The organism is Streptomyces sp. BBFR51, assembly GCF_044591655.1.
Lineage (GTDB): Bacteria > Actinomycetota > Actinomycetes > Streptomycetales > Streptomycetaceae > Streptomyces.
The window spans coordinates 6,742,923-6,764,933 of the sequence record NZ_CP172448.1; the positions used below are offsets into that span (position 1 = coordinate 6,742,923).

At 71.6% G+C, this 22,011-nt stretch carries 20 protein-coding genes; 5 read left to right on the plus strand and 15 right to left on the minus strand.

Translation table 11 applies throughout. The features are described from left to right. Positions 1-10 precede the first annotated feature (10 nt). From ACGH7X_RS30805 to ACGH7X_RS30825, 5 genes are all read left to right on the plus strand, one after another. Positions 11-982, plus strand: coding sequence for a carbohydrate ABC transporter permease (locus ACGH7X_RS30805; protein WP_399891096.1), 972 nt, complete (start codon positions 11-13; stop codon positions 980-982). Beyond that, positions 979-1,812, plus strand: a complete 834-nt coding sequence (locus ACGH7X_RS30810) for a carbohydrate ABC transporter permease (protein WP_399891099.1) — start codon at positions 979-981, stop codon at positions 1,810-1,812. The genes ACGH7X_RS30805 and ACGH7X_RS30810 overlap by 4 nt, the downstream gene beginning before the upstream one ends. Beyond that, positions 1,812-3,095 carry an ABC transporter substrate-binding protein gene (locus tag ACGH7X_RS30815; protein ID WP_399891102.1) on the plus strand — a complete coding sequence of 428 codons (1,284 nt, stop codon included), beginning with the start codon at positions 1,812-1,814 and terminating at the stop codon, positions 3,093-3,095. Before ACGH7X_RS30810 ends, ACGH7X_RS30815 begins: the two co-directional genes overlap by 1 nt. A 300-nt stretch (positions 3,096-3,395) precedes the next feature. Beyond that, complete coding sequence (gene erm(O) / locus ACGH7X_RS30820; protein ID WP_399891105.1) at positions 3,396-4,178, plus strand: 23S rRNA (adenine(2058)-N(6))-methyltransferase Erm(O); 783 nt, start codon at positions 3,396-3,398, stop codon at positions 4,176-4,178. Positions 4,179-4,246: 68 nt separating this feature from the next. Further along, positions 4,247-5,500 (plus strand): glycosyltransferase, encoded by a 1,254-nt coding sequence (locus ACGH7X_RS30825; RefSeq protein WP_399891108.1) that lies wholly within the window; start codon positions 4,247-4,249, stop codon positions 5,498-5,500. Positions 5,501-5,570: 70 nt separating this feature from the next. Here the strand turns inward: ACGH7X_RS30825 and ACGH7X_RS30830 are convergent, their stop codons facing one another. The 15 genes from ACGH7X_RS30830 to ACGH7X_RS30900 all read right to left on the minus strand — a co-directional run bounded on the left by ACGH7X_RS30830 (position 5,571) and on the right by ACGH7X_RS30900 (position 21,830). Next, a complete protein-coding gene (locus tag ACGH7X_RS30830; RefSeq protein WP_399891111.1) occupies positions 5,571-7,841 on the minus strand; it encodes an MMPL family transporter in 2,271 nt (756 codons plus the stop codon). 411 nt (positions 7,842-8,252) lie between these two features. Continuing rightward, a complete protein-coding gene (locus ACGH7X_RS30835; RefSeq protein ID WP_399891114.1) occupies positions 8,253-9,023 on the minus strand; it encodes a sirohydrochlorin chelatase in 771 nt (256 codons plus the stop codon). Positions 9,024-9,031: 8 nt separating this feature from the next. Beyond that, positions 9,032-9,943, minus strand: coding sequence for an ABC transporter permease (locus ACGH7X_RS30840; RefSeq protein WP_399891117.1), 912 nt, complete (start codon positions 9,941-9,943; stop codon positions 9,032-9,034). Then, positions 9,930-10,724 carry an ABC transporter ATP-binding protein gene (locus ACGH7X_RS30845; RefSeq protein WP_399891120.1) on the minus strand — a complete coding sequence of 265 codons (795 nt, stop codon included), beginning with the start codon at positions 10,722-10,724 and terminating at the stop codon, positions 9,930-9,932. Before ACGH7X_RS30845 ends, ACGH7X_RS30840 begins: the two co-directional genes overlap by 14 nt. 30 nt (positions 10,725-10,754) lie before the next feature. Continuing rightward, the gene (locus ACGH7X_RS30850) at positions 10,755-11,858 is read right to left on the minus strand and encodes an aliphatic sulfonate ABC transporter substrate-binding protein (protein WP_399891123.1); all 1,104 of its coding nucleotides are present in this window, start codon (positions 11,856-11,858) and stop codon (positions 10,755-10,757) included. Between the two features lie 239 nt (positions 11,859-12,097). Continuing rightward, positions 12,098-13,498, minus strand: coding sequence for a sulfate adenylyltransferase subunit 1 (locus ACGH7X_RS30855; protein ID WP_399891125.1), 1,401 nt, complete (start codon positions 13,496-13,498; stop codon positions 12,098-12,100). A gap of 2 nt (positions 13,499-13,500) precedes the next feature. After that, the gene (gene cysD, locus ACGH7X_RS30860) at positions 13,501-14,448 is read right to left on the minus strand and encodes a sulfate adenylyltransferase subunit CysD (RefSeq protein WP_399891128.1); all 948 of its coding nucleotides are present in this window, start codon (positions 14,446-14,448) and stop codon (positions 13,501-13,503) included. After that, positions 14,445-15,023: an adenylyl-sulfate kinase gene (gene cysC, locus ACGH7X_RS30865; protein ID WP_399891131.1), complete on the minus strand. Its 579-nt coding sequence runs from the start codon at positions 15,021-15,023 to the stop codon at positions 14,445-14,447. Before cysC ends, cysD begins: the two co-directional genes overlap by 4 nt. A gap of 1 nt (position 15,024) precedes the next feature. After that, positions 15,025-15,735 carry a phosphoadenylyl-sulfate reductase gene (locus ACGH7X_RS30870; protein ID WP_399891134.1) on the minus strand — a complete coding sequence of 237 codons (711 nt, stop codon included), beginning with the start codon at positions 15,733-15,735 and terminating at the stop codon, positions 15,025-15,027. Beyond that, positions 15,732-15,911, minus strand: coding sequence for a hypothetical protein (locus tag ACGH7X_RS30875; protein WP_399891137.1), 180 nt, complete (start codon positions 15,909-15,911; stop codon positions 15,732-15,734). Before ACGH7X_RS30875 ends, ACGH7X_RS30870 begins: the two co-directional genes overlap by 4 nt. Further along, positions 15,908-17,605 (minus strand): sulfite reductase SirA, encoded by a 1,698-nt coding sequence (sirA, locus tag ACGH7X_RS30880; RefSeq protein WP_399891140.1) that lies wholly within the window; start codon positions 17,603-17,605, stop codon positions 15,908-15,910. Before sirA ends, ACGH7X_RS30875 begins: the two co-directional genes overlap by 4 nt. Before the next feature lie 148 nt (positions 17,606-17,753). Continuing rightward, positions 17,754-17,927 (minus strand): putative leader peptide, encoded by a 174-nt coding sequence (locus ACGH7X_RS30885; RefSeq protein WP_399891143.1) that lies wholly within the window; start codon positions 17,925-17,927, stop codon positions 17,754-17,756. A 36-nt stretch (positions 17,928-17,963) separates the two neighbouring features. Further along, positions 17,964-18,536, minus strand: a complete 573-nt coding sequence (locus ACGH7X_RS30890) for a GNAT family N-acetyltransferase (protein ID WP_399891146.1) — start codon at positions 18,534-18,536, stop codon at positions 17,964-17,966. A 63-nt stretch (positions 18,537-18,599) separates the two neighbouring features. Continuing rightward, on the minus strand, positions 18,600-19,913 hold the full coding sequence (locus ACGH7X_RS30895; protein WP_399891149.1) for a hypothetical protein: 1,314 nt from the start codon (positions 19,911-19,913) through the stop codon (positions 18,600-18,602). Between the two features lie 627 nt (positions 19,914-20,540). After that, positions 20,541-21,830, minus strand: coding sequence for a GAF domain-containing protein (locus ACGH7X_RS30900; protein ID WP_399891152.1), 1,290 nt, complete (start codon positions 21,828-21,830; stop codon positions 20,541-20,543). Positions 21,831-22,011 lie beyond the last annotated feature (181 nt).

Sequence of the window (22,011 nt, forward strand, 5' to 3'; positions counted from 1 at the left end):
GGCTGATTACGTGACATTGGTGACCGATTCGATGAGACCGGCGCGCCGTGCGCCCGGTCCGGACCGCCCACCGGGCGGACCGGACCACGGCGCCTGGTTCCTGGTGCTGCCCGCGCTGATCCCCATCCTGGTGCTCAGCGTCGGGCCGCTGCTCTACGGCATCATGCTGGCGTTCACCGACGCCCAGTCCGGCCGCACGGAGCCCACCCAGTGGATCGGCACCCTGAACTTCCAGGACCTGCTGCACGACACGCTGTTCTGGGAGTCCTTCCGGATCGGCCTGCTGTGGGCCGTCGGCGTGACGGTGCCGCAGTTCCTGCTCGCGCTCGGCCTCGCCCTGCTGCTCAACCAGAACCTCCGGCTGCGCTGGCTGGCCCGCGCCCTCGCGATCATCCCCTGGGCCATGCCCGAGGTCGTCGTCGGCATCATGTGGCGGCTGGTCTACAACGCGGACGCCGGCATCCTCAACGAGACCCTGCGCGACCTCGGCCTCGGCGACGGCCACGACTGGCTCAGCGGCCTCGGCACCGCCCTGCCCGCAGTCATCGTCGTCGGCGTCTGGGCCGGCATGCCGCAGACGACGGTCGCCCTGCTCGCCGGGCTCCAGAACACCCCGCGCGAGCTGCACGAGGCCGCCGCCGTCGACGGCGCGGGAGCCTGGCGCCGCTTCCGCACGGTCACCTGGCCCGCCCTGCGACCGGTCGCCCTCGCCATCACCGCGCTCAACCTCATCTGGAACTTCAACTCCTTCGCCCTGGTCTACGTGCTGACCAACGGAGGACCCGGCGGCCGCACCCGGCTGCCCATGCTCTTCGCCTACGAAGAGGCCTTCCGCTACGGACAGTTCGGCTACGCGGCGGCGATGGGCTGCGTCATGGTCGCCGTGATCTCGGTCCTGCTGGCCGTCTTCCTCGTCGGCCGGCTCAGGGGCGAATCCAGGGGCGAATCCAGGGCCGAATCCAAGGGAGGTGGCGAGCGTTGAGAACCTCGACCGGGGCCCGCGTGGGCCAGTACGCCGCGCTGCTCGCCTATCTCGTCTTCCTGGCCTTCCCGTTCCTCTGGCTGATCTCCATCGCGTTCAAGCCACCGCGCGAACTGGCCAGCCTGCACCCCACCTGGATCCCGGAGAACCCCACCCTCGACAACTTCCGGCAGGCCTTCGACGAACAGCCGCTGCTGCACGCCGCGCTCAACTCCCTGCTCGCCGCGCTCGGCGCCGCCGTGATCGCCGTGCTGATCGCGACGCCGATGGCGTACGTCATGGCCCGCCACCGCGGCCGGCTCACCAAGGCGGCCACCGGGTGGGTCGTGGTCAGCCAGGCCTTCCCCTTCGTCCTGCTGATCATCCCGCTGTTCCTCGTCCTCAAGAACCTCGGCCTGATCAACTCCGTTCCCGGTCTGGTGATGGTGTACGTCGTGTGGTCGCTGCCGTTCGCGCTGTGGATGCTCGCCGGATACGTCCGTGCCGTGCCGCCCGAGCTGGAGGAGGCGGCCGCGGTCGACGGCGCCGGGCGGCTGCGGACCCTGGTCTCGGTGACCGCGCCACTGCTCGCGCCGGGGATCGTGGCGACGGCCCTGTTCGCGTTCATCACCGCGTGGAACGAGTTCTTCTTCGCGCTGGTGCTGCTCAAGACACCGGAGAAACAGACCCTGCCCGTGATCCTCACCCACTTCATCGGCGCCGAGGGCGTCGCCGACCTCGGCCCGCTCGCCGCGGTGGCCTTCCTCGCGACCCTGCCCTCACTGGTCGTCTTCGCGCTCATCCAGCGACGGATCACGGGCGGCATGCTCGCCGGGGCGGTGAAGAGCTGATGCGCACGAGAACCGCGACCCTGCTCCTCGCCCTCGCCCTGCTCCTCGCGGGCTGCACCCAGGGCGGCGACGGCGCCGACGACGGCCGGATCACCCTGCGCTTCCAGTCCCTGGCCTGGCAGGACGAGTCGGTCAAGGTCAACAAGGAACTGGTGCGGGAGTGGAACGCCACCCACCCGGACGTGCGCGTCGAGTACGTCCAGGGCAGCTGGGACAGCGTCCACGACCAACTGCTCACCTCCTTCGAGGGCGGCGAGGCGCCCGACATCATCCACGACGCCTCCGACGACCTCGCGGACTTCGCCTACGGCGGCTACCTCGCCGACCTGACCGACCTGCTGCCCGCGCGGCTCAAGTCCGACATCCCGCCGCGCGGCTGGGAGACGGTCACCTTCGGCGACGGTGTCTACGGCGTGCCGTTCCTCCAGGAACCGCGGGTGCTGATCGCCAACGCGACCCTGCTGAAGAAGTCGGGCGTGCGGATTCCGACGCCGGAACGCCCCTGGACCTGGCCGGAGTTCCGGCAGGTGACGAAGAAGCTGAGCGGCGACGGGACGTACGGCGTGGCCTGGCCGCTCAAGGAGCCCGTGTCCGCCACGCTCAACCTGTCCCTGTCCACCGGCGGACAGCTCTTCCACCGGGGCGCCGACGGCAGGGTGACCATCCGCTTCGAGGAGGGCGACCAGGTGGTGCCCCGCACCGTCCACGACCAGGTCGACACCGACCACAGCGCCTCCCCCACCACCCTGGGCAGCGGCGGGTCCGACACCCTGCCCGGCTTCTTCGCGGGCAAGTACGCGATGGTGCCGCTCGGCTTCTCCTACCGCCAGCAGATCGAGCAGCAGGCCCCCGAGGGCTTCGACTGGCAGGTGCTGCCCGCCCCGGCGGGCGCCGACGGACTCACCCAGGGGGTCAGCCCGCAGACCCTGTCGATCGCCGAGGACAGCCCGCACAAGAAGGAGGCCGCCGCGTTCGTCGACTTCCTCCTCCAGCCGGACAACATGGTGCGCCTCGCCCTGGGCGACTGGATGCTGCCGACCGGCGAGGAGGCCCTGAAGGACCCCGCCCTGCACACGGCCGAACAGGGCTGGGCCACCGGCACCGCGCTCGCCGGCCACCTGCGTTCGGCGCCCGCGCAGTCCGTGCGGGGCTATGCCGAGTGGAAGGACAAGGTGGCGACGCCCGCGCTCCAGGAGTACTACAGCGGGGCGATCGGCATGGACGAACTGCGCCACAGACTGGAGGAGGACGGAAACCTGGTACTCGCCCGGTACCAGCGCTGACGGCGCCGGTCCCGGCACGCGAAAACCCGTTGCCCGCCCGGCACACGGCCGCCTAACGTGCCTTCCGTGGCAGCTTTCGACGCGATCTTCAACTCCGGTCTCGGCCGGGGCTGCACGTACTCCATCAGGATGCGTCGTGGCCCCGGAGCCCTGACCGGCCCGGGGTCCCCCCGCCGCTGATACACGTCTCACACGTGCGGCGGGGCTGAGCCTCCGCGATCTCATTTCGCCTTCGTCTTCCGGTCAGGGCCTTCGGCTGCCCTTTTCCGCCCTTTCACGGAAGACAAAGGACCGCAGGCCATGGCCCGCCCCACCCAGCGTGCGCGCACGCTCTCGCAGAACTTCCTCACCGACCGCTCCACCGCCGAACACGTCGCCCGGCTCGCCGCCCCCGACCTCCGGCACCCTCCCCTCCTGCTCGAAGTGGGTGCCGGAAACGGCGCCCTCACCGCGCCGCTCGCCCGCCGCAGCCGCGAGCTGCACGCCTACGAGATCGACGCCCGGCTCGTCCCCGGGCTCCGCGCCCGTTTCGCGGGCGTCCCCCACGTCCACGTCGTCGCCGGGGACTTCCTCACCGCGCGGCCCCCGCGCACACCGTTCTCGGTCGCCGGGAACGTGCCGTTCTCCCGGACCGCGGACATCGTCGACTGGTGCCTGACCGCACCCCGCCTCACCGACGCCACCCTCCTCACCCAGCTCGAGTACGCCCGCAAACGCACCGGCGACTACGGCCGCTGGACCCTGCTCACCGTCCTGACCTGGCCGCGCCACGAGTGGCGGCTGGCGGGCCGGGTGGGCCGGCACCGCTTCCGCCCGGCGCCCCGCGTCGACGCCGGCATCCTCCGCCTCGAACGCCGCGGCACCCCGCTGCTCACCGGCGCCGCCGCCCGCCGCGACTGGACCGACCTGGTCGAGCTGGGCTTCTCGGGCGTAGGCGGCTCACTGCACGCGTCCCTGCGCCGCGCCCACCCCCGGCGCCGGGTGGACGCCGCGTTCCGGGCCGCGCGGCTCGACGCCGGCGTACTCGTCGGCGAGGTCGCGCCCGACCGGTGGCTGCGCCTGCACGAAGAGCTGGCGGCATGAACCGAAAGGAGTCGCACGGGATGACGCGAATGGAGCCGCACGAGATGAACCGAAAGGATTCGCACGGGATGAACCCAAACAAGTTGCACGAGACGTCTCGTCTCGCGTACGGTCGGCGCATGACCAGTCCCGCTCACATCGCCATGTTCTCCATCGCCGCGTACGGCCACGTCAACCCCAGCCTCGAGGTGATCCGCGAGCTCGTCGCGCGAGGACACCGGGTGACGTACGCGATCCCGCCGCTCCTCGCGGAGAAGGTCGCCGAGACGGGCGCCGAACCCAAGCTCTGGAACAGCACCCTGCCCGGCCCCGACGCCGACCCGGAGGCGTGGGGGAGCACCCTGCTGGACAACGTCGAGCCCTTCCTCGACGACGCGATCCAGTCGCTCCCGCAGCTCACCGAGGCCTACGAGGGGGACGAGCCCGACCTCGTCCTGCACGACATCGCCTCCTACACCGCCCGAGTCCTCGGCCGCCGCTGGGACGTGCCCGTGGTCTCCCTCTCGCCCTGCATGGTGGCCTGGGAGGGGTACGAGCAGGAGGTCGGCGAGCCGATGTGGGAGGAGCCCCTGAAGACCGAGCGCGGCCAGGCGTACTACGCGCGCTTCCACGCCTGGCTGGAGGAGAACGGGATCACCGACCACCCGGACCCGTTCGTCGGCCGCCCCGACCGCTCCCTGGTGCTGATCCCGAGGGCGCTCCAGCCCAACGCCGACCGGGTGGACGAGAAGGCGTACACGTTCGTCGGCGCCTGCCAGGGGGACCGCACCGCCGAGGGCGACTGGACCCGTCCCGAGGGCGCCCGGAAGGTCGCCCTCGTCTCCCTCGGGTCGGCCTTCACCAAGCAGCCGTCGTTCTACCGGGAGTGCGTCAAGGCCTTCGGTGAGCTGCCCGGCTGGCACACCGTGCTCCAGATCGGCCGGCACGTCGACCCCGCCGAGCTGGGCGACGTACCGGACAACGTGGAAGTGCGCACGTGGGTGCCGCAGTTGGCGATCCTCCAGCAGGCCGACCTGTTCGTCACCCACGCGGGTGCGGGCGGCAGCCAGGAGGGACTGGCGACCGCCACGCCGATGATCGCCGTACCGCAGGCCGCGGACCAGTTCGGCAACGCCGACATGCTCCAGGGACTCGGCGTCGCCCGCGTTCTCGCCACCGAGGAGGCCACCGCCGGGGCACTGCGCACCGCCGCCCTCGCGCTGGTCGACGACCCGGAGGCGGCAGGGCGGCTGAAGGAGATCCAGGGGCAGATGGCCAAGGAGGGCGGCACCCGGCGCGCGGCCGACCTCATCGAGGCGCAGCTGGCGGCCGCGAGGGCCTGACCCGGGCGGCAACGCCGAAGGGCCCGTCGGTTCCCCCGGAACCGACGGGCCCTCCCGTGAAGCGGGCCGCTCAGACCCCGACCCGCTCACCCCGCTCCCCGCGCTCGCCCTCGCCGCCGCGCACCGTCGGCGCGATCGCCTCGGGCGACTCGTCGTGGGTGAGGTCGGGCAGCCGGTGCAGCCACTTCGGCAGGTACCAGTTGCGCTCGCCGAGCAGGGACATCACGGCCGGCAGCAGCACGCCCCGGATGATCGTCGCGTCGATCAGCACCGCCGCCGCCAGGCCCACGCCCATCTGCTTCATGGACTGCATCGACAGCGTGCCGAAGATGGCGAACACCGCGACCATGATCACGGCCGCACTGGTGACGACCCCCGCCGTGGTGACCACGCCGTGCTGGATCGCGTCCCGGGTGCTGCGCCCGCGCAGCCGCGCCTCGCGGATCCGCGAGACCACGAACACGTGGTAGTCCATCGACAGGCCGAACAGGATCACGAAGAGGAACAGCGGCAGCCACGTGATGATGGCGCCCACCCCCTCCGCGCCCACCAGCGAGGCGCCCCAGCCGTGCTGGAAGACGGCGACCAGGATGCCGTACGCCGCGCCCACCGACAGCAGGTTGAGCACGATCGAGGTGGCCGCGATCGTCAGCGAGCGGAACGACAGCAGCATCAGCAGGAAGGCGAAGACCACCACGAACACGAAGACCGGCAGGACCGACCCGACCAACTGGTCGTTGAAGTCCTTCGAACCGGCGACCTGCCCGGTGATCGGGGCCTCGACACCCTCGACCTCGCCCAGCGTCGCCGGCCGTACGTCGTCGCGCAGCTTGTCCAGGCTCGCGCCCGCCTTGTCCTGGTCGGAGCCGCCGACCAGCGGGACGTACACCAGCGCGACGTTCTGCTCGTCGTGCACCGTGATGTCGACCGGCCCGCGCGACGCCCCCGAACTCACCGCCCGCTCCTGGAAGTCGGCGAGCGCGGCCCGTACCTCGGGCGCGTTGATGTCGTCGGCCTTCACGACCACCTCGGCCGGGTCCGAACCGCCGGGGAAGGCCTCGTTGACCCGGTTGTACGTCTGCACGATGGGCAGCGAGTCGCCGAACTCCTGGTCCAGCGTGAGGTTCTGCGTCTTCATGCCGAGGGCGGGCGCGGCCACGGCCAGCAGCGCGCCGACGGCCACCGCGGCGGCGAGCAGCGGCTTGGCGAGCACCCGCCGCAGGACCGCCGTCCAGAACCGGCTGCCCTCGGTGGTGCCGCCGCTCGGCCTGCGGCGGCGCAGGAACGGCAATCGGCCCTTCTCGACCCGCTCGCCCAGCAGGGACAGCAGCGCCGGCAGTACCGTCACCGAGCCGACCATCGCGACCGCGACCACCATCAGCGAGGCCAGGCCCATCGCCTCGAACTCGGCGATACCCGTGAACAGCATGCCCGCCATCGCCACGCACACCGTGACACCGGAGACGACGATCGCCCGGCCACTGGTCGCGGCGGCGATCCTGAGCGCCGTCTGCGCGTCCCGCCCGGCGGCGCGCTCCTCGCGCTCACGGCGCAGGTAGAACAGGCAGTAGTCGACGCCGACGGCCAGACCGACCAGCAGCATCACGGAGTTGGCGGTCTCGCTCATCGGCTGGAAGTGACTGACCAGGCCCATCAGACCCATCGTCGCGACGATCGCGGTGATCGCCAGCGCCACCGGGACCAGCGCCGCCACCAGTGCGCCGAAGGCGACGAGCAGGATGCCGAGGGCCACCGGCACCGCCGAATACTCGGCCTTCTTGAAGTCGTCGCCGAACGCGTCGTCGAACGTCTTCATCATGCTGGCGCCGCCGATCTCCTCGATCCGCAGCGTCTCGTGCTCCTTCTGCACCCCCTCGACGGCCTTCAGCACCGGCTCGACCCGCTCGCCCGCGGTGTCCGCCTCGCCGCGCATGTCGAACTGCACCAGCGCGCTGCGGCCGTCCTTCGAGATCGTCTTCGCGTCGTACGGCGAGGTCACGCCGGTGACCTTCCCGGTCCCCTCCACCGCAGTGACGACCGCGCCGACCGCCGCGCGGAACTCGGCGTCCGTGGCCTTCGGGCCCCCGTCCTTCGCCTGGACCAGGACGCTCTCACTGGCCGGTTCGTCGATCCCGGCGTCCTCCACGATCCTGGCGGCGGTGTGCGTCTCGCCGCCCATCTGGTCGCTGTCCTTGACGTCGACCCGGCCGGCCGCCGACCCGAGCCCCATCGCCAGGACGACGAACAGCACCCAGATCCCGACGGCGGCCCATCGGTGCCGGGCACTCCAGCCGCCGGCCCGGGCGGCTATGCCCCGCACCCGTGTCTCTCCGTTCCGCATGACGGGCCTGCCCCCTCGTGAGCGGTGCCGGCCCCCTGCCGCCACCTCGCGTTTCGAAGGTATGGCCCGCGTAAGGGCGAGGCGTCGTGCTCTCCGGTGACGTGCGGCGGCGCCGGCTCATCCCTCCGTATCGCCGCCCTCACCGCTGAGGAGGACACCGGCCCCTTACATCTACCGGGGACTCCGGGGCCGCGGATCAGGGTGCGGTGCCGCACCGGGGCTCATTTGAAAAGTTGTTGATTAAGTCACAGGCGCGCGTAGTGGTTGAACCCCGCACGCCGCATCGGCGAGAGTGGCGCGCACGTCCGCCCGGCGCGGACCAGGCCGTCGTGCCCACCCCCACGGGGCACGACGGCCTTCTCGTGCCCGAACCGAATCGACCGGCGCTCCCCGGTGGACGCCGCCGCCCCGTCAGGCCCCGACCGCGACCGCCACCGGCACCCGCGCCGCGTCGTACCGCTCCAGCAGGACCCGCGCCACCTCAGAAGAGGGGCCGAGGACGTCCGCCAGCACGTCCGCCCCGGCCGCGCCCCGCGCGATACGGTCCGGCAGGAAGCCGGGCGCCAGGACGTACGGGGCGACGGCGACGCGCGCACAGCCCAGCGCGCGCAACTGCCGTACGGCGTCCTCGGTGCGGGGAAGGGATGCGGAGGCGAACGCAGGCCGCACGGCGCACCAACCGGTGTGCCGCCACTCCCGCGCGATGTCAGCGATCACTGCGATCGCCTCCGGGTCTGAGGACCCCGCAGAGGCCAGCACGACCCCCGTCGAGGACTTGTCGGCGGGCGTGAGGCCCGCCTCGTACAGCCGCCGCTCCAGCGCCGACAGGAGCAGTGGCGCGGGGCCCAGCACCTCGGCCTGCCGGATCCGCAGGCGCGGCGGCGCGGCCGCCAGGACCGCCGGGATGTCCGACTTGGCATGGAAGGCGCGGGTCAGCAGCAGCGGCAGCGCCACCACGTCCCGCACCCCCTCCGCCTCCGCCTCCAGGGACTCCAGCACCCCCTGCACCGAGGGGACGTTGAAGTCCAGGAAGCCGGTCTCCACCCGTACGTCCGGGCGCAGCGCCCGCACCCGGCGGACCAGGGCGTGCACGGTCGCGGCATGCCGCGGATCGCGGCTGCCGTGGGCGACGACCAGCAGGACGGGCCGGGCGGGACGGACGGTGCGGACCGGACGGTGCATGAGGTGCCTCAGCTCTTCACCAGCAGGCCGCGGCTGCGCAGGACCCAGCGTTCCAGCGGGCTGAAGATGAGCAGGTCGATGGCGATACCGACGACGAGGATGAGCAGGATGGCTTCGAAGACCATGGCCATGTCGCTGGCGTTGCGGCCGTTCTCCAGCAGTTGTCCGAGGCCGATGCCGAGGTCGGGGAAGGAGGCGATGATCTCGGCGGCCATGAGTGAGCGCCAGGAGAAGGCCCAGCCCTGCTTGAGGCCGGCCACGTAGCCGGGCAGTGCGGCGGGCAGCACGATGTGCCAGGTGCCCTTGAGGCCGGTGGCGCCGAGGGTGCGGCCCGCGCGCAGGAAGAGGGGGGAGACCTGGTCGACGCCGGAGACGAGGCCGTTGGCGATCGAGGGGACGGCGCCGAGGAGGATGACGGCGTACATCATGGAGTTGTTCAGGCCCAGCCAGATCACGGCGGGCGGCACCCAGGCGACCGAGGGCAGGGACTGGAGGCCGGACAGGATCGGGCCGATCGCGGCGCGTATGAACTTCACCCGTGCGACCAGCAGCCCCAGCGGGGTGCCGATCAGGAGGGCGAAGCAGAAGCCGAGCAGGCCGCGGGAGACGCTGGTCCAGATGTAACCGAGCAGTTCGCCCTCCAGCCAGGCCTGGTGGAGGACGCTCCACACATCCGACGGGGCGGGCAGTTTGGTCGGGTCGTCCACGATCTTGAAGGAGACCAGGGCCTGCCACACGGCCAGCACCAGCAGGACCGCGACGGCCGGGGGCAGGATCTTCTCCACGAAGGTCTGCCGCAGTGGCGTGCGGCGCTGCTGCACCGTGTCCAGCGCGTCCAGGCCCGCCTCCAGACCGGCGAGATCGCCGCCGTCCTTCGCGCCTGCGTCCTCGGCGGGACGCGTCGTGTCAGTGCTGGCCATGGCGGCGGATCTCCCCACGCAGTTCTTCGGTGATCTCGACGGACAGCTCCGCCACGGCGGTGTCCTCGATGCGGCGCGGCTGCGGGATGCCGACGGTCCACTGGCGTGCCACGCGTCCGGGCCGGGAGGACAGCAGCACCACGCGCTCGGCGAGCCGGACGGCTTCGCGCACGTTGTGGGTGACGAACAGGACGGACACCTGCGTCTCGCGCCAGATGCGGGTCAGTTCGTCGTGCAGTACGTCGCGTGTGATGGCGTCCAGGGCCGCGAACGGTTCGTCCATCAGGAGCAGTTTGCTCTCCTGGGCGAGCGCGCGGGCGAGTGCGACGCGCTGGCGCATGCCGCCGGACAGCTCGTGCACCCGCTTGCCGTACGCGCCCTTGAGCCGGACGAGTTCGAGCAGTTCCTCCGCCTTGTCGCGGCGTTCCGACTTGGGCACGCCTCGCAGCCGCAGGGCGAGTTCGATGTTCTTGCCCGCGGTGAGCCACGGGAAGAGGGCGTGCTCCTGGAACATCAGGGCGGGGCGCCCGTCCGTGCTGATCTCTCCGGCACTGGGCTTGTCCAGGCCTGCCACCAGGTTGAGCAGGGTGGACTTGCCGCAGCCGGAGGCCCCCAGGAGGGTGACGAACTCGCCGGGCGCGACGTCGAGGGTGATGTCGTCCAGCACGAGCTGCTGCCCGGCGGGGCCCGCGAACGACTTCGAGACGTGGTCGATCCGGGCGGCGGGCGCGTCCGACTCGGTGCCGTCGGCGGCCTTGGCGAGGGTCGTGGTCGTAGCCATGGTCGTCACCTCCTGGGGACGGTTGCGGGCTTACTTCGCGCCGAGTCCGGCGTCGTCGACGGCGGGTTCGCCCTTGGCCTTGAGGACCTTGTTGAGCAGGGTGAGGTCGTAGATGCCGGTGAGGTTGGGCTTGTCGAGCAGGCCGGCCTTGACGGCGTGGTCGGCCTGGGCGTCGAGGGTGGCGGCCAGCGGGTCGTCGGTGAGCTGGATCGACTTCCATGCCGGGTCCAGGACCTCGGCGGGCAGGGCCTTGCCGGTGTCCTTCTCCAGCTGCTTGTTGGCCGCGTCCTTGGCCTGGTCGGGGTTGGCCTGGATCCACTCGTTGGTGTCGACGGAGGCCTTGAGCACGGCCTCGACGGCCTTGGGGTGCTCGGTGAGGAACTTCTGGGACACGATGATGTTCGTGATCACGAACTTCTTGTCCGGCCACAGCGTCGACTCGTCGAGCAGTACTTTGCCGCCCTCGGCGACGAGCTTGGAGGCGGTGGGTTCGGGGACCCAGGCGCCGTCCAGGGAGCCGGACTTGTAGGCGTCGGGGGTGACCTTGTTGTCGCTGCGTACGACGGTGACGTCGCCCTTGCCGCTCTGCGCGTCGGTCTTCCAGCCCTGTTCGGCGATCCAGTTGAGGAACGCGACGTCCTGGGTGTTGCCGAGCTGGGGGGTGGCGATGCGCTTGCCCTTGACGTCGTCCAGGGTTTTGATCTTGTCGGGGTTGACCACGAGCTTGACGCCGCCGGAGGCGGAGCCGCCGATGATGCGCAGGTTCTTGCCGCCGGACTTGGTGTAGCCGTTGATCGAGGGGGAGGGGCCGATCCAGCCGATGTCGATGGAGCCGGAGTTGAGGGCCTCGATCTCGGAGGGGCCGGCGTTGAAGGTCGCGTACTTGGCCTCGGTGGCGCCCAGTGCCTTCTGGAAGAAGCCCTTCTGGTTGGCGACCAGCGGGGTGGCGTGGGTGATGTTCCCGAAGTAGCCGATACGGACGGAGTCCAGACCGTCGATCTTCTCGGCGCCCTCGGCGACCTTGGCGGTGTCCTCGCCGTCGGACTCGGAACCGTACCCGCACGCGGCGAGCGTGAGCAGGGGCAGGGCGGCCAGGACCGCGAGGGTGCGGCGCAGAGCGGTGGTGGCAGGCACGGGAGGTGTTCCTCTCGTTGGCCCGGCGGTCACGCCTGTCGGTTCGTCCGAGGTGTCAGGTCGCGGCCGGGAGGTCGGCAGGTCTTCGGCTGTGCGGGTGGGGGGTGAGGGCGCGCAGGCAGTGCGCGTACGTCACCGCGCACATCGCGCCACTCCGCCCTGCCCGCTGCCGAGAGCACCGCTGCCGACGCGGCCGCCCTCCTTGGCGAACGTGGAGTAGAAATCGGGGGAGTTCATCGTCAGAAGTCCCATCCGTCGTCGTCCGCGGTGCTGTTGACGGGTTCGGGTGCGGCGAAGGACTCGCCGGCCATGCCGGCGGTGAGGGTGGTGCCGTCGCTGGGGTCGATCAGGATGAAGGATCCGGTGCGGCGGGAGTCGGCGTAGGAGTCGGCGGGCAGCGGCTCGGCGGTGCGGATCTTGACGCGGCCGATGTCGTTGGCGACGAGCTGCCCGGGATGCGGGTGCAGCGACAGGTCGTCCAGGGTCAGACGCGCCGGGATGTCCTTGACGATGGCCTTGACGGTGCGGGTGCCGTGTTTGAGCAGGACGCGGTGGCCGACGGTGAGGGGGGCGTCGGCGACGTGGCAGACGGTGGCCTCGACGTCCTGGCTGGTGGCCGGCGCGTCCTGGCGGGGCACGATCAGGTCGCCGCGGGAGACGTCGATGTCGTCCTCCAGCAGGAGGGTGACCGACTGCGGGGTCCAGGCCGCCTCGACGGGCTCGCCGAGCAGGTCGATGCCGGACACCTTCGAGGTGCGGCCCGAGGGCAGGACGGTGACCTCGTCGCCGATGCGGAAGGTGCCGGCGGCGATCTGACCGGCGTAGCCGCGGTAGTCGGGGTGCTCGGCGGTCCGGGGCCGGATCACGTACTGCACGGGCAGCCGGGCGTGGCAGTGTGCCAGGTCGTGGCTGACCGGGACGGTCTCCAGGTGCTCCAGGACGGTGGGGCCGCCGTACCAGTCCATGACCGCGGAGGGTTCGACCACGTTGTCCCCGGCCAGCGCGGAGATGGGGATCGCGGTGACCTCGGGGACGCCCAGTTCGGTGGCGTAGGCGGTGAACTCCTCGGCGATGGCGGCGAAGACGGGCTCCCGGTAGTCGACGAGGTCCATTTTGTTGACGGCCAGGACGACGTGCGGGACGCGCAGCAGGGCGGCGATCGCGGCGTGCCGGCGGGTCTGCTCGACCACGCCGTTGCGGGCGTCGACCAGGATCACCGTCAGCTCGGCGGTGGAGGCGCCGGTGACCATGTTCCGCGTGTACTGCACGTGCCCGGGAGTGTCCGCGAGGATGAACCGGCGGCGCGGGGTGGCGAAGTAGCGGTAGGCCACGTCGATGGTGATGCCCTGCTCCCGCTCGGCCCGCAGACCGTCGGTGAGCAGTGCCAGGTCGGGGGCGTCCTGGCCGCGGCTGGCGGAGGCGCGTTCCACGGCCTCCAGCTGGTCGGTCAGCACCGACTTGGAGTCGTGCAGGAGGCGGCCGACCAGGGTGGACTTGCCGTCGTCGACGGAGCCGGCGGTCGCGAACCGCAGCAGCGTCGTCTCCGACAGCTGCCAGACCGACAACGCCTCGACGGCCCCGGCGGATTCGACGGAGGCGGTGGGGCCGGTGGGCTCGATGGGTTCCGTGGTGCTGGTCATGGCTAGAAGTACCCCTCGCGCTTGCGGTCTTCCATCGCGGCCTCGGACATCTTGTCGTCGGCGCGGGTCGCGCCCCGCTCGGTCAGGCGGGAGACGGCGATCTCGGCGATGACCTTCTCGATGCTGTCGGCGTCGGAGTCGACGGCGCCGGTGCAGGACATGTCACCGACGGTGCGGTAACGCACCCGCCGCTTCTCGACACCCTCGCCGTCCTTGGGGCCGCCCCACTCACCGGCGGTCAGCCACATGCCGGCGCGGGCGAAGACCTCACGCTCGTGGGCGTAGTAGATGCCGGGCAGCTCGATGCCCTCGCGGGCGATGTACTGCCACACGTCCAGCTCGGTCCAGTTGGACAGCGGGAAGACGCGGACGTGCTCGCCGGGGGCGTGCCGGCCGTTGTAGAGGTTCCACAGTTCGGGGCGCTGGCGGCGCGGGTCCCACTGGGAGAACTCGTCGCGCAGCGAGAACACCCGCTCCTTGGCCCGCGCCTTCTCCTCATCACGCCGTCCGCCGCCGAAGACCGCGTCGAACTTCTCCGCCTGGATCTTCTCGGTCAGCGGCAGGGTCTGCAGCGGATTACGCGTCCCGTCGGGACGCTCGCGCAGCACACCGCGGTCGATGTAGTCCTGCACGGATGCGACGTGCAGGCGCAGTCCGTGCTCGGCGACCGTGCGGTCGCGGTAGTCGAGGACCTCGGGGAAGTTGTGCCCGGTGTCCACGTGCAGCAGCGAGAAGGGCACCGCCGCCGGCGTGAACGCCTTCAGTGCCAGGTGCAGCATCAGGATCGAGTCCTTGCCGCCGGAGAAGAGGATCACCGGCCGCTCGAACTCACCCGCCACCTCACGGAAGATGTGCACCGCCTCGGACTCGAGGGCGTCGAGGTGGGAGAGGGCGTACGGGCTGCCCGTACCCTCCTCCGCCGTGGCCGCGGACGTCGCGGACGTCGTCATGCCAGTCCCCTTTCGGTGAGCAGGGCGTGGACCGCCGCGGCGGACTCCTGAACGGTCTGGTCCTGCGACTCGATGCGCAGGTCGGGCTTGACGGGTTCCTCGTACGGGTCGTCCACGCCGGTGAGCCCGGTCAGTTCACCCGCGGCCTGCTTGGCGTACAGGCCCTTCACGTCACGCACCGAGCACACCTCGACCGGGGTGGCCACGTGCACCTCCACGTACGCCGTGCCGTTCGCCTCGTGGCGTGCGCGCACCGCGTCCCGGCTGTCCGCGTACGGGGCGATCACCGGGACCAGGGCCGTGACGCCGTTGCGGGCGAGCAGCTCGGCGACGAAGCCGATGCGCTGCACATTGGTGTGCCGGTCCGCGCGGTCGAAGCCGAGGCCCGCCGAGAGGAACTCGCGGATCTCGTCGCCGTCGAGGAGCTCGACGCGGCGGCCCTCCTCGCGGAGGCGTCCGGCCAGCTCGTGGGCGATGGTGGTCTTGCCGGCGCTGGGCAGCCCCGTGAGCCAGACGGTGGCTCCGGTCGTCACGTGGTTCTCCCTGGATATCGATGGTCCGGTGGTCGTCGTCATGTCAGCCGTGCAGTCCGCACTCGGTCTTGGAGCGGCCCGCCCAGCGTCCGGCGCGGGCGTCCTCGCCCTCCAGCACACGACGGGTGCAGGGCGCGCAGCCCACGGAGGCGTAGCCGTCCATCAGCAGCGGGTTGGTGAGAACGCCGTGCTCGGTGACGTACGTTTGCACATCTTCCTGTGACCACTTGGCGATGGGCGAGATCTTCACCTTGCCCCGGTTCTCGTCCCAGCCGACGACCGGAGTGTTCGCCCGCGTCTCCGATTCGTCGCGGCGCAGCCCGGTCGCCCAGGCCTGGTAGCCCTTCAGACCCTCTTCGAGCGGCTTCACCTTGCGCAGCGCGCAGCACAGGTCGGGGTCGCGATCGTGCAGCTTCGGGCCGTACTCGGCGTCCTGCTCGGCGACCGTCTGGCGCGGGGTGAGCGTGATGACGTTCACGTCCATCACGGCCTCGACCGCGTCCCGGGTGCCGATGGTCTCCGGGAAGTGGTAGCCGGTGTCGAGGAACACCACGTCCACGCCCGGCAGGGCGCGGGAGGCGAGGTGGGCGACGACCGCGTCCTCCATGGAGGAGGTCACGCAGAAGCGGCTGCCGAAGGTGTCGGCGGCCCAGCGGAGGATCTCCAGTGCGGAGGCGTCCTCCAGCTCACGGCCCGCCCGCTCGGCGAGGGCCCTGAGTTCGTCGGTCGTACGCTCTTCCTGAACCGCGGTCATATCGGTTCCCCTCCGGTGGAGTTGGGCTGAAGCCCCCGGGCCAGCAGCCCGAGGAACTTCAACTGGAATGCGCGGTTGCACGCCGCGCATTCCCAGGCGCCGTGGCCCTGCTCACCCGGACGCAGGTCCTCGTCGCCGCAGTAGGGGCAGTAGGAGGGTGCGGCGCGCTCCGTCACGACAGGGCCTCCTCGGAGGCGCGGGCCGCCCAGGTGGCGAAGCGCTCGCCGTCCTCGCGCTCGGCCTGGTAGCGCTTGAGGACGCGCTCCACGTAGTCCGGCAGCTCCTGGGCCGTCACCTTCAGGCCGCGCACCTTGCGGCCGAAGCCGGGCTCCAGGCCCAGCGCGCCGCCCAGGTGCACCTGGTATCCCTCGACCTGCTCGCCCCGCTCGTCGAGCATCAGCTGGCCCTTGAGGCCGATGTCCGCGGTCTGGATGCGGGCGCAGGCGTTCGGGCAGCCGTTGAGGTTGATGGTGAGGGGCTCGTCGAAGTCCGGGAGGCGGCGCTCCAGCTCGTCGATCAGGGAGGAGCCGCGGGCCTTGGTCTCGACGATGGCGAGCTTGCAGAACTCGATGCCGGTGCAGGCCATGGTGCCGCGCCGGAAGGTGGAGGGGCGGGCGGTGAGGTCGAGTGCCTCCAGGGACTCCACCAGGGAGTCGACCTGCGCCTCCTCGATGTCGAGGACGATCATCTTCTGCTCGACGGTGGTGCGGACGCGCTGCGAGCCGTGCGCCTCGGCCAGTTCGGCGACCTTGGTCAGGATCGTGCCGTCCACGCGGCCCACGCGCGGGGCGAAGCCGACGTAGTAGCGGCCGTCCTGCTGCCGGTGCACGCCGATGTGGTCGCGCCAGCGGCTGGTGGGCTCGGCGGGCGCGGGGCCGTCGGTCAGCTTCCGCTTCAGGTACTCGTCCTCCAGCACCTGGCGGAACTTCTCCGCGCCCCAGTCGGCGACCAGGAACTTCAGGCGGGCGCGGTTGCGCAGTCGCCGGTAGCCGTAGTCGCGGAAGATGGAGATGACGCCCTCGTAGACGTCCGGGACGTCCTCGATCGGCACCCAGGCGTTCAGGCGCACGCCCAGCTTGGGGTTGGTGGACAGCCCGCCGCCGACCCACAGGTCGAAACCCGGCCCGTGCTCGGGGTGCTCGACGCCGACGAACGCCACGTCGTTGATCTCGTGCACCACGTCGAGGACCGGCGACCCGGAGATCGCGGTCTTGAACTTGCGGGGGAGGTTCGAGTACGCCGGGTTGTTCAGGACGCGGCGCTTCATCTCCTCCAGGGCCGGCGTGCCGTCGATGATCTCGTCCTCGGCGATGCCCGCGACCGGGGAGCCGATCATCACGCGGGGCGTGTCGCCGCAGGCGGTGACCGTGGACAGGCCGACGCCCTCCAGGCGGTTCCAGATCTCGGGCACGTCCTCGATCCGGATCCAGTGGTACTGGACGTTCTGCCGGTCGGTGATGTCGGCCGTGCCGCGCGCGAACTCCTGCGAGATCTCGCCGATGACGCGAAGCTGCGCGGTGGTCAGCGCGCCGCCGTCGATGCGGACGCGCAGCATGAAGTAGCTGTCGTCCAGCTCCTCCGGCTCCAGAATCGCCGTCTTGCCGCCGTCGATGCCCTGGCGGCGCTGGGTGTAGAGCCCCCACCAGCGCATCCGGCCGCGCAGGTCGCCGGGGTCGATCGAGTCGAAACCGCGCTTGGAGTAGATCGTCTCAATGCGTGTCCGAACGTTGAGACCGTCGTCGTCCTTCTTGGTCTGCTCGTTCCCGTTCAGCGGGGTGAAGTGGCCGGCCGCCCACTGGCCCTCGCCGCGGTGACGGCTCACCTTGCGGCGGGGGGTCGCGGCAGCAGGCTTCGGTGGGGTGGCGGTCATGTTTGACACGTCCTTCGGGACAGACGGAAAGCGGCTCTGACCTGCGCGCGGGCGCATGGCGTACGGGAGGCGTACGGGAGGCATACGTGCGCGTCATTGCGCGGGAATCAGGCGAATGCGGGGAATCGGGAGGTGCTGGAGGGTGCTCTCAGCGGCCCGGACAGATGGCGCTGGACATGCGGCCGAGGTCGACGTGCCGCCGACTCACCAAGGCAATTCCAGTTCCAGACATGGCGGAAGCGTGGCACGGAGATCTGGAGGAGGTCCAGCTTAATCCAAAATGTGGACACCCATGTCTCATGGGGTGAGACATGGGTGTCATTGGTCACACGGCTGAAAATGGACGTGTCGACGCAGGTCAGGAAGGGAAAGCCCCCGGCCACGGCCCCGGAGTGGCCGCTTCCGCTTCTTCCTCCACCTTGGTGTCGAACAGGTGGAACCCGCGGCGCCGGTAGTTGTCCATCGCGTACGCGCCGTCCTTGCTGCACGTGTGCAGCCACACGCGCTTCGTCGTGGCCAGCCCCGGCCACCGCTCCGCCAGGTCCCACGCGCGGGCGGTGCCGTACGACAGGAGGTGGCCGCCGATGCGCCGCCCCCGGAACGCCGGGATCAGGCCGAAGTACTCGATCTCCACGACCCCGTCGTCGCCGGGCGTCAGCTCCACGTACCCGGCGGGCGTGCCGTGGTCGTGGGCGACCCAGGTTTCCACGCCGGGTCGCTCCAGGTGCTCCCGCCAGCGCGCGTGGCTCCAGCCGAGCCGGTCCGTCCAGCGGATGTCGCCGCCGACCGAGGCGTACAGGAACCGGCTGAACTCGGGGGAGGGCACCTCGGAGCGGACGATCCGGACGTCTCCCTCCGGCGCGGCGGCCGGCAGCAGATCGGTGGGCGCCGTCTGCTCCAGGGACCACGTGGTCACGGCGATGTTGGTCATGCCGGTCAGGGAATCATCCGCTTCGCGGATCTGTCGATCCCCGCCCGCGCGGGCCCGTGCCCGTCAGTCGAGCGCGTCCTCGATCGAGGTCAGCGGCAGCGCGAACAGCATGCGGCCCGACTGCGACCAGACCTCACCGGTCTGCGCCCAGTACGACAGGGAGCTCGCCTCCCCGCTCCAGCACCGCTGCGACTGGTCCGCCCCGCACTCGGTGGCCCGGGCGCCCTCCGCGTCCTGGCGCCACAGGGTGCCGCGCCCGTCCTGTCCGCCGGCCGCGCGCGCCAGGTACCAGTCGGAGCGTGCCGTGCCGGGCGGGCGGTACGACAGCACACCGCCGACCTCGGCGGCCCCGGTCTCGTACGCCTCCACCGCGTCCGCGTGCCCGGCGGAGTCAGTGACCGGCAGTCCGGTGCGCTCGGGATTCGTACCCGTGCGCAGCGCGTAGCGCCACAGCCGGGTGGGGCGGTCGCCGTCCGCGTCGACCTGCTCGCTCGCCACCAGGCTGTCGGGGGCCGTGCCCCGGTCCAGGGAGATCGCGCCCGGGCGCGCGGCGCCGTCGGTGTCGGGGAGCCGGTAGGAGGCGACGGCGGGCAGTACGTACCGGTGGCCGTTCGCCGCCCAGCCTCCGGGCACCCGGCCGACGGCGTCCGCCGCGGTGGTGGCCCGCTGGATGCGTTCCACGTCGTACACGTACAGCGCGTCGGGGTCCCCCGCGCCGGTGGTGACCAGCAGCTTGTCCTGGTACCAGACCATGCCGGTGACGGGGGAGGCGAGCCCCCGGTAGTCGTGCCCGCCGTCGACCGGGACGGCGAGGAGCGCCGAGGTGTAGCCGAGGTGGGCCGGGTCGTCGGCGTCGACGAAGGAGACCCGGGCGAGGCCGCCCTCGGGCGTGTCGTCTTCGCGGGACCAGGCGGAGAGGATGACGCGGTGGGTGCCCCAGCGGCCGTCCTCGTCGGCGTCGCCCGAGGTGGTGACCGCGCCGGGGCGCCAGCCCTCGGTGTCGGCGTCGTCCCAGCAGTAGGCGCGGGTGGCGGCGGGGGAGACCGGCAGGTCTTCCCGCTCCCCGGCCGTGCAGTCGGCGGCGTCGCGCAGTGTGCGGTCGGCGGAGTCGAGGACGGTGTCGACGCCCACCGGTTCGCCCATCGCGGCGGAGAGCCGGTCGAGCCAGGGGCGCGGTACGCGGTGTTCCGTCAGCCGCAGCGCGTCGGTATCGGCGTCGGAGGTGAGGGGCTTGAGGGCACCGGGGTCGTCGGCGACCGTGGCCTGCGAGGCGCTGATCAGCGTGGCGGCGCCGGTCAGCGCGAGCGCCGCGCCGGTCAGGGCCGCGCGCAGCGCCCTGCCCCGTCTGCGCCGGCGGTGTCTGCCGCGCTGCTTCATAGAACCTCCACGGGCACCGGTCCAACTGCGCTCGACGGTGGTCGCGTTGACCGAGGAGCGGATGGGGCGGTCCCTAGAGGATGCTACGACAGACGGAGGGGTCGGCGGACGCGGACGATGCAAATATGCGAAATCAACCCGTCTTTACGGCCATCCGGGGCGCCGGGGACGCGCCGCGTCGAACACTCGCCCGCCACGACGGCTGGAGCGGGCAGGCCCGGAGTCGTGGATGTGGGCGAACGCCCTTGGCACGGCGGGCGACTGACGGCGCGAACGCCGTCGAAGGCAACGCCGGGCCGGAGCCCGGCCCCCGGGGGCCTCGGCCTCCATCGCGGCCGCGCCCGCCGTCGTGGCGCCGGCTGTCGGCGTGCCGCGCCCGCTGTCGTGGCGCCGGTGTTGGCGTGCCCCGCCCGCCGTCGCGGCCCCGCCCGCTGTCGTGGCATCGGCTGTTGGCGTGCCGCGTCCGCTGTCGTGGCGCCGGCTGTTGGCGTGCTGCGTCCGCCGTCGTGGCGCCGGCTGTCGGCGTGCCGCGTCCGCCGTCGTGGCGCCGGCTGTTGGCACGCCTCGCCCGCCGTCGTGGCGCCGGCTGCCTGCGTGCCGCGCCCGCCGTCACGGCACCGCTCGCCCTCACGGCACCCCCATCGACCCCCGGCCGTCCGCCACCGCCGGTGCCGTTGAGTGGGGGAGCAGGTCGTGGGGGTCGGACGGGAGGAGGAGTTCGAGTTCGGCGTCTTCGCAGAAACGATACGGCCGGTGTTCCAGGTAGGCCCCGAGGTATCTGCGGACCCGCGACATCTCGGCCCGTACCGTCACCGTGCGGGCCGGGTCGCCGAACATGTCCTCGGCCAACTCCGCGGCGCTGCGACCACCCCGGTGCACGGCCAGCAGGTACAGCAACTCCGCGTGCCGGGGACTCAGTTCCCGGGCCCAGTCCTCCGCGCCCCCCAGCACCCGTACCGACCAGCGGCGCGGCTGCCCGAGGTCCAGCACGATCCGGGTGGCACCCTGCGGCACCGGTTCGACGGCGGCCCGCACCAACCAGCCCTCGGCCAGCGGCTCCACGGTGCACGCCCCGAGCACCGGCAGCCACCGTGCCCCCGCCTCCGGCGACTTGGGCAGCACCACCCGGTCCAGGTACGGCATCCCCGTCACCGCCGCCGTCCACCCGTCCCGGTCCGCCACCAGCGCCCGCCCCTCCAGCCGGGCCAGCACCGGCGCGGCCACCGCCCGCAGCCGCTCCAGCGACTGCGTGTGCAACTCCCGCAGCCGGGCCTCGGCGAGCTTGGCCACCGAGTCGACCCAGGCGAGCGTCGCCGGATGCATCGTCTCCAGCGGCCCGCTCACGTCGACCACGCCGAGCAGCAGCCCGCTGCGCGGGTCCGTGATGGGCGCCCCGGCGCAGGTCCAGGTCGCCTGGGACCGTACGAAGTGCTCGGAGGCGAAGACCTGGACGGGCCGCCGGGTGACCGCCGGCGTCCCCACGCCGTTGGTGCCGACCACCTCCTCCCGCCAGTCCGCGCCCAGTTCGAACCCGAGCCCGTCGGCCCTGCGCAGCACCGGCGCGCTGCCCTCCCGCCACAGCACCCGCCCGTCGTCGTCGGCGACCACCATGATGTGGTGGGCCACGTCCGCGACCGACAGCAGCGCCTCCCGCAGCACCGGCAGCACGTGCCGCAACTCCGAGGACTCACGCCGCCGCCGCACCTCCTCCGGGGACAGCAGCCCGGAGCGGCAGTCGTGCTCCGGATCGACGCCGCCGCGCAGCATCCGGTCCCAGGACTGCTCGATCACCGGGCGCGGCGCCACCGGAGCCCGCCCGCCCGAGAGTCTCGCGGAGCGGACCTCGCTCAGCATCCGGGCCGCACGCGCCGTGTCGACGGCGGCGAACTGCGTCACGTCCATCGGCGAGAGCGCCACGGATCCTCGTCCTTCCGGAAGCCGAATGTTCGTCTCATAGTGACCGGTTGCCCAAGCCACGAGGACACAGTCCGCACACAGCCGACCGCAAGTTGCAACCCCCTGCAACCCTGGTGGACGGACGTGCCGGTGTCCAAACTTGAACCACGCCGTCCCGAGCGGCGTACGCGGCCTGAACGGG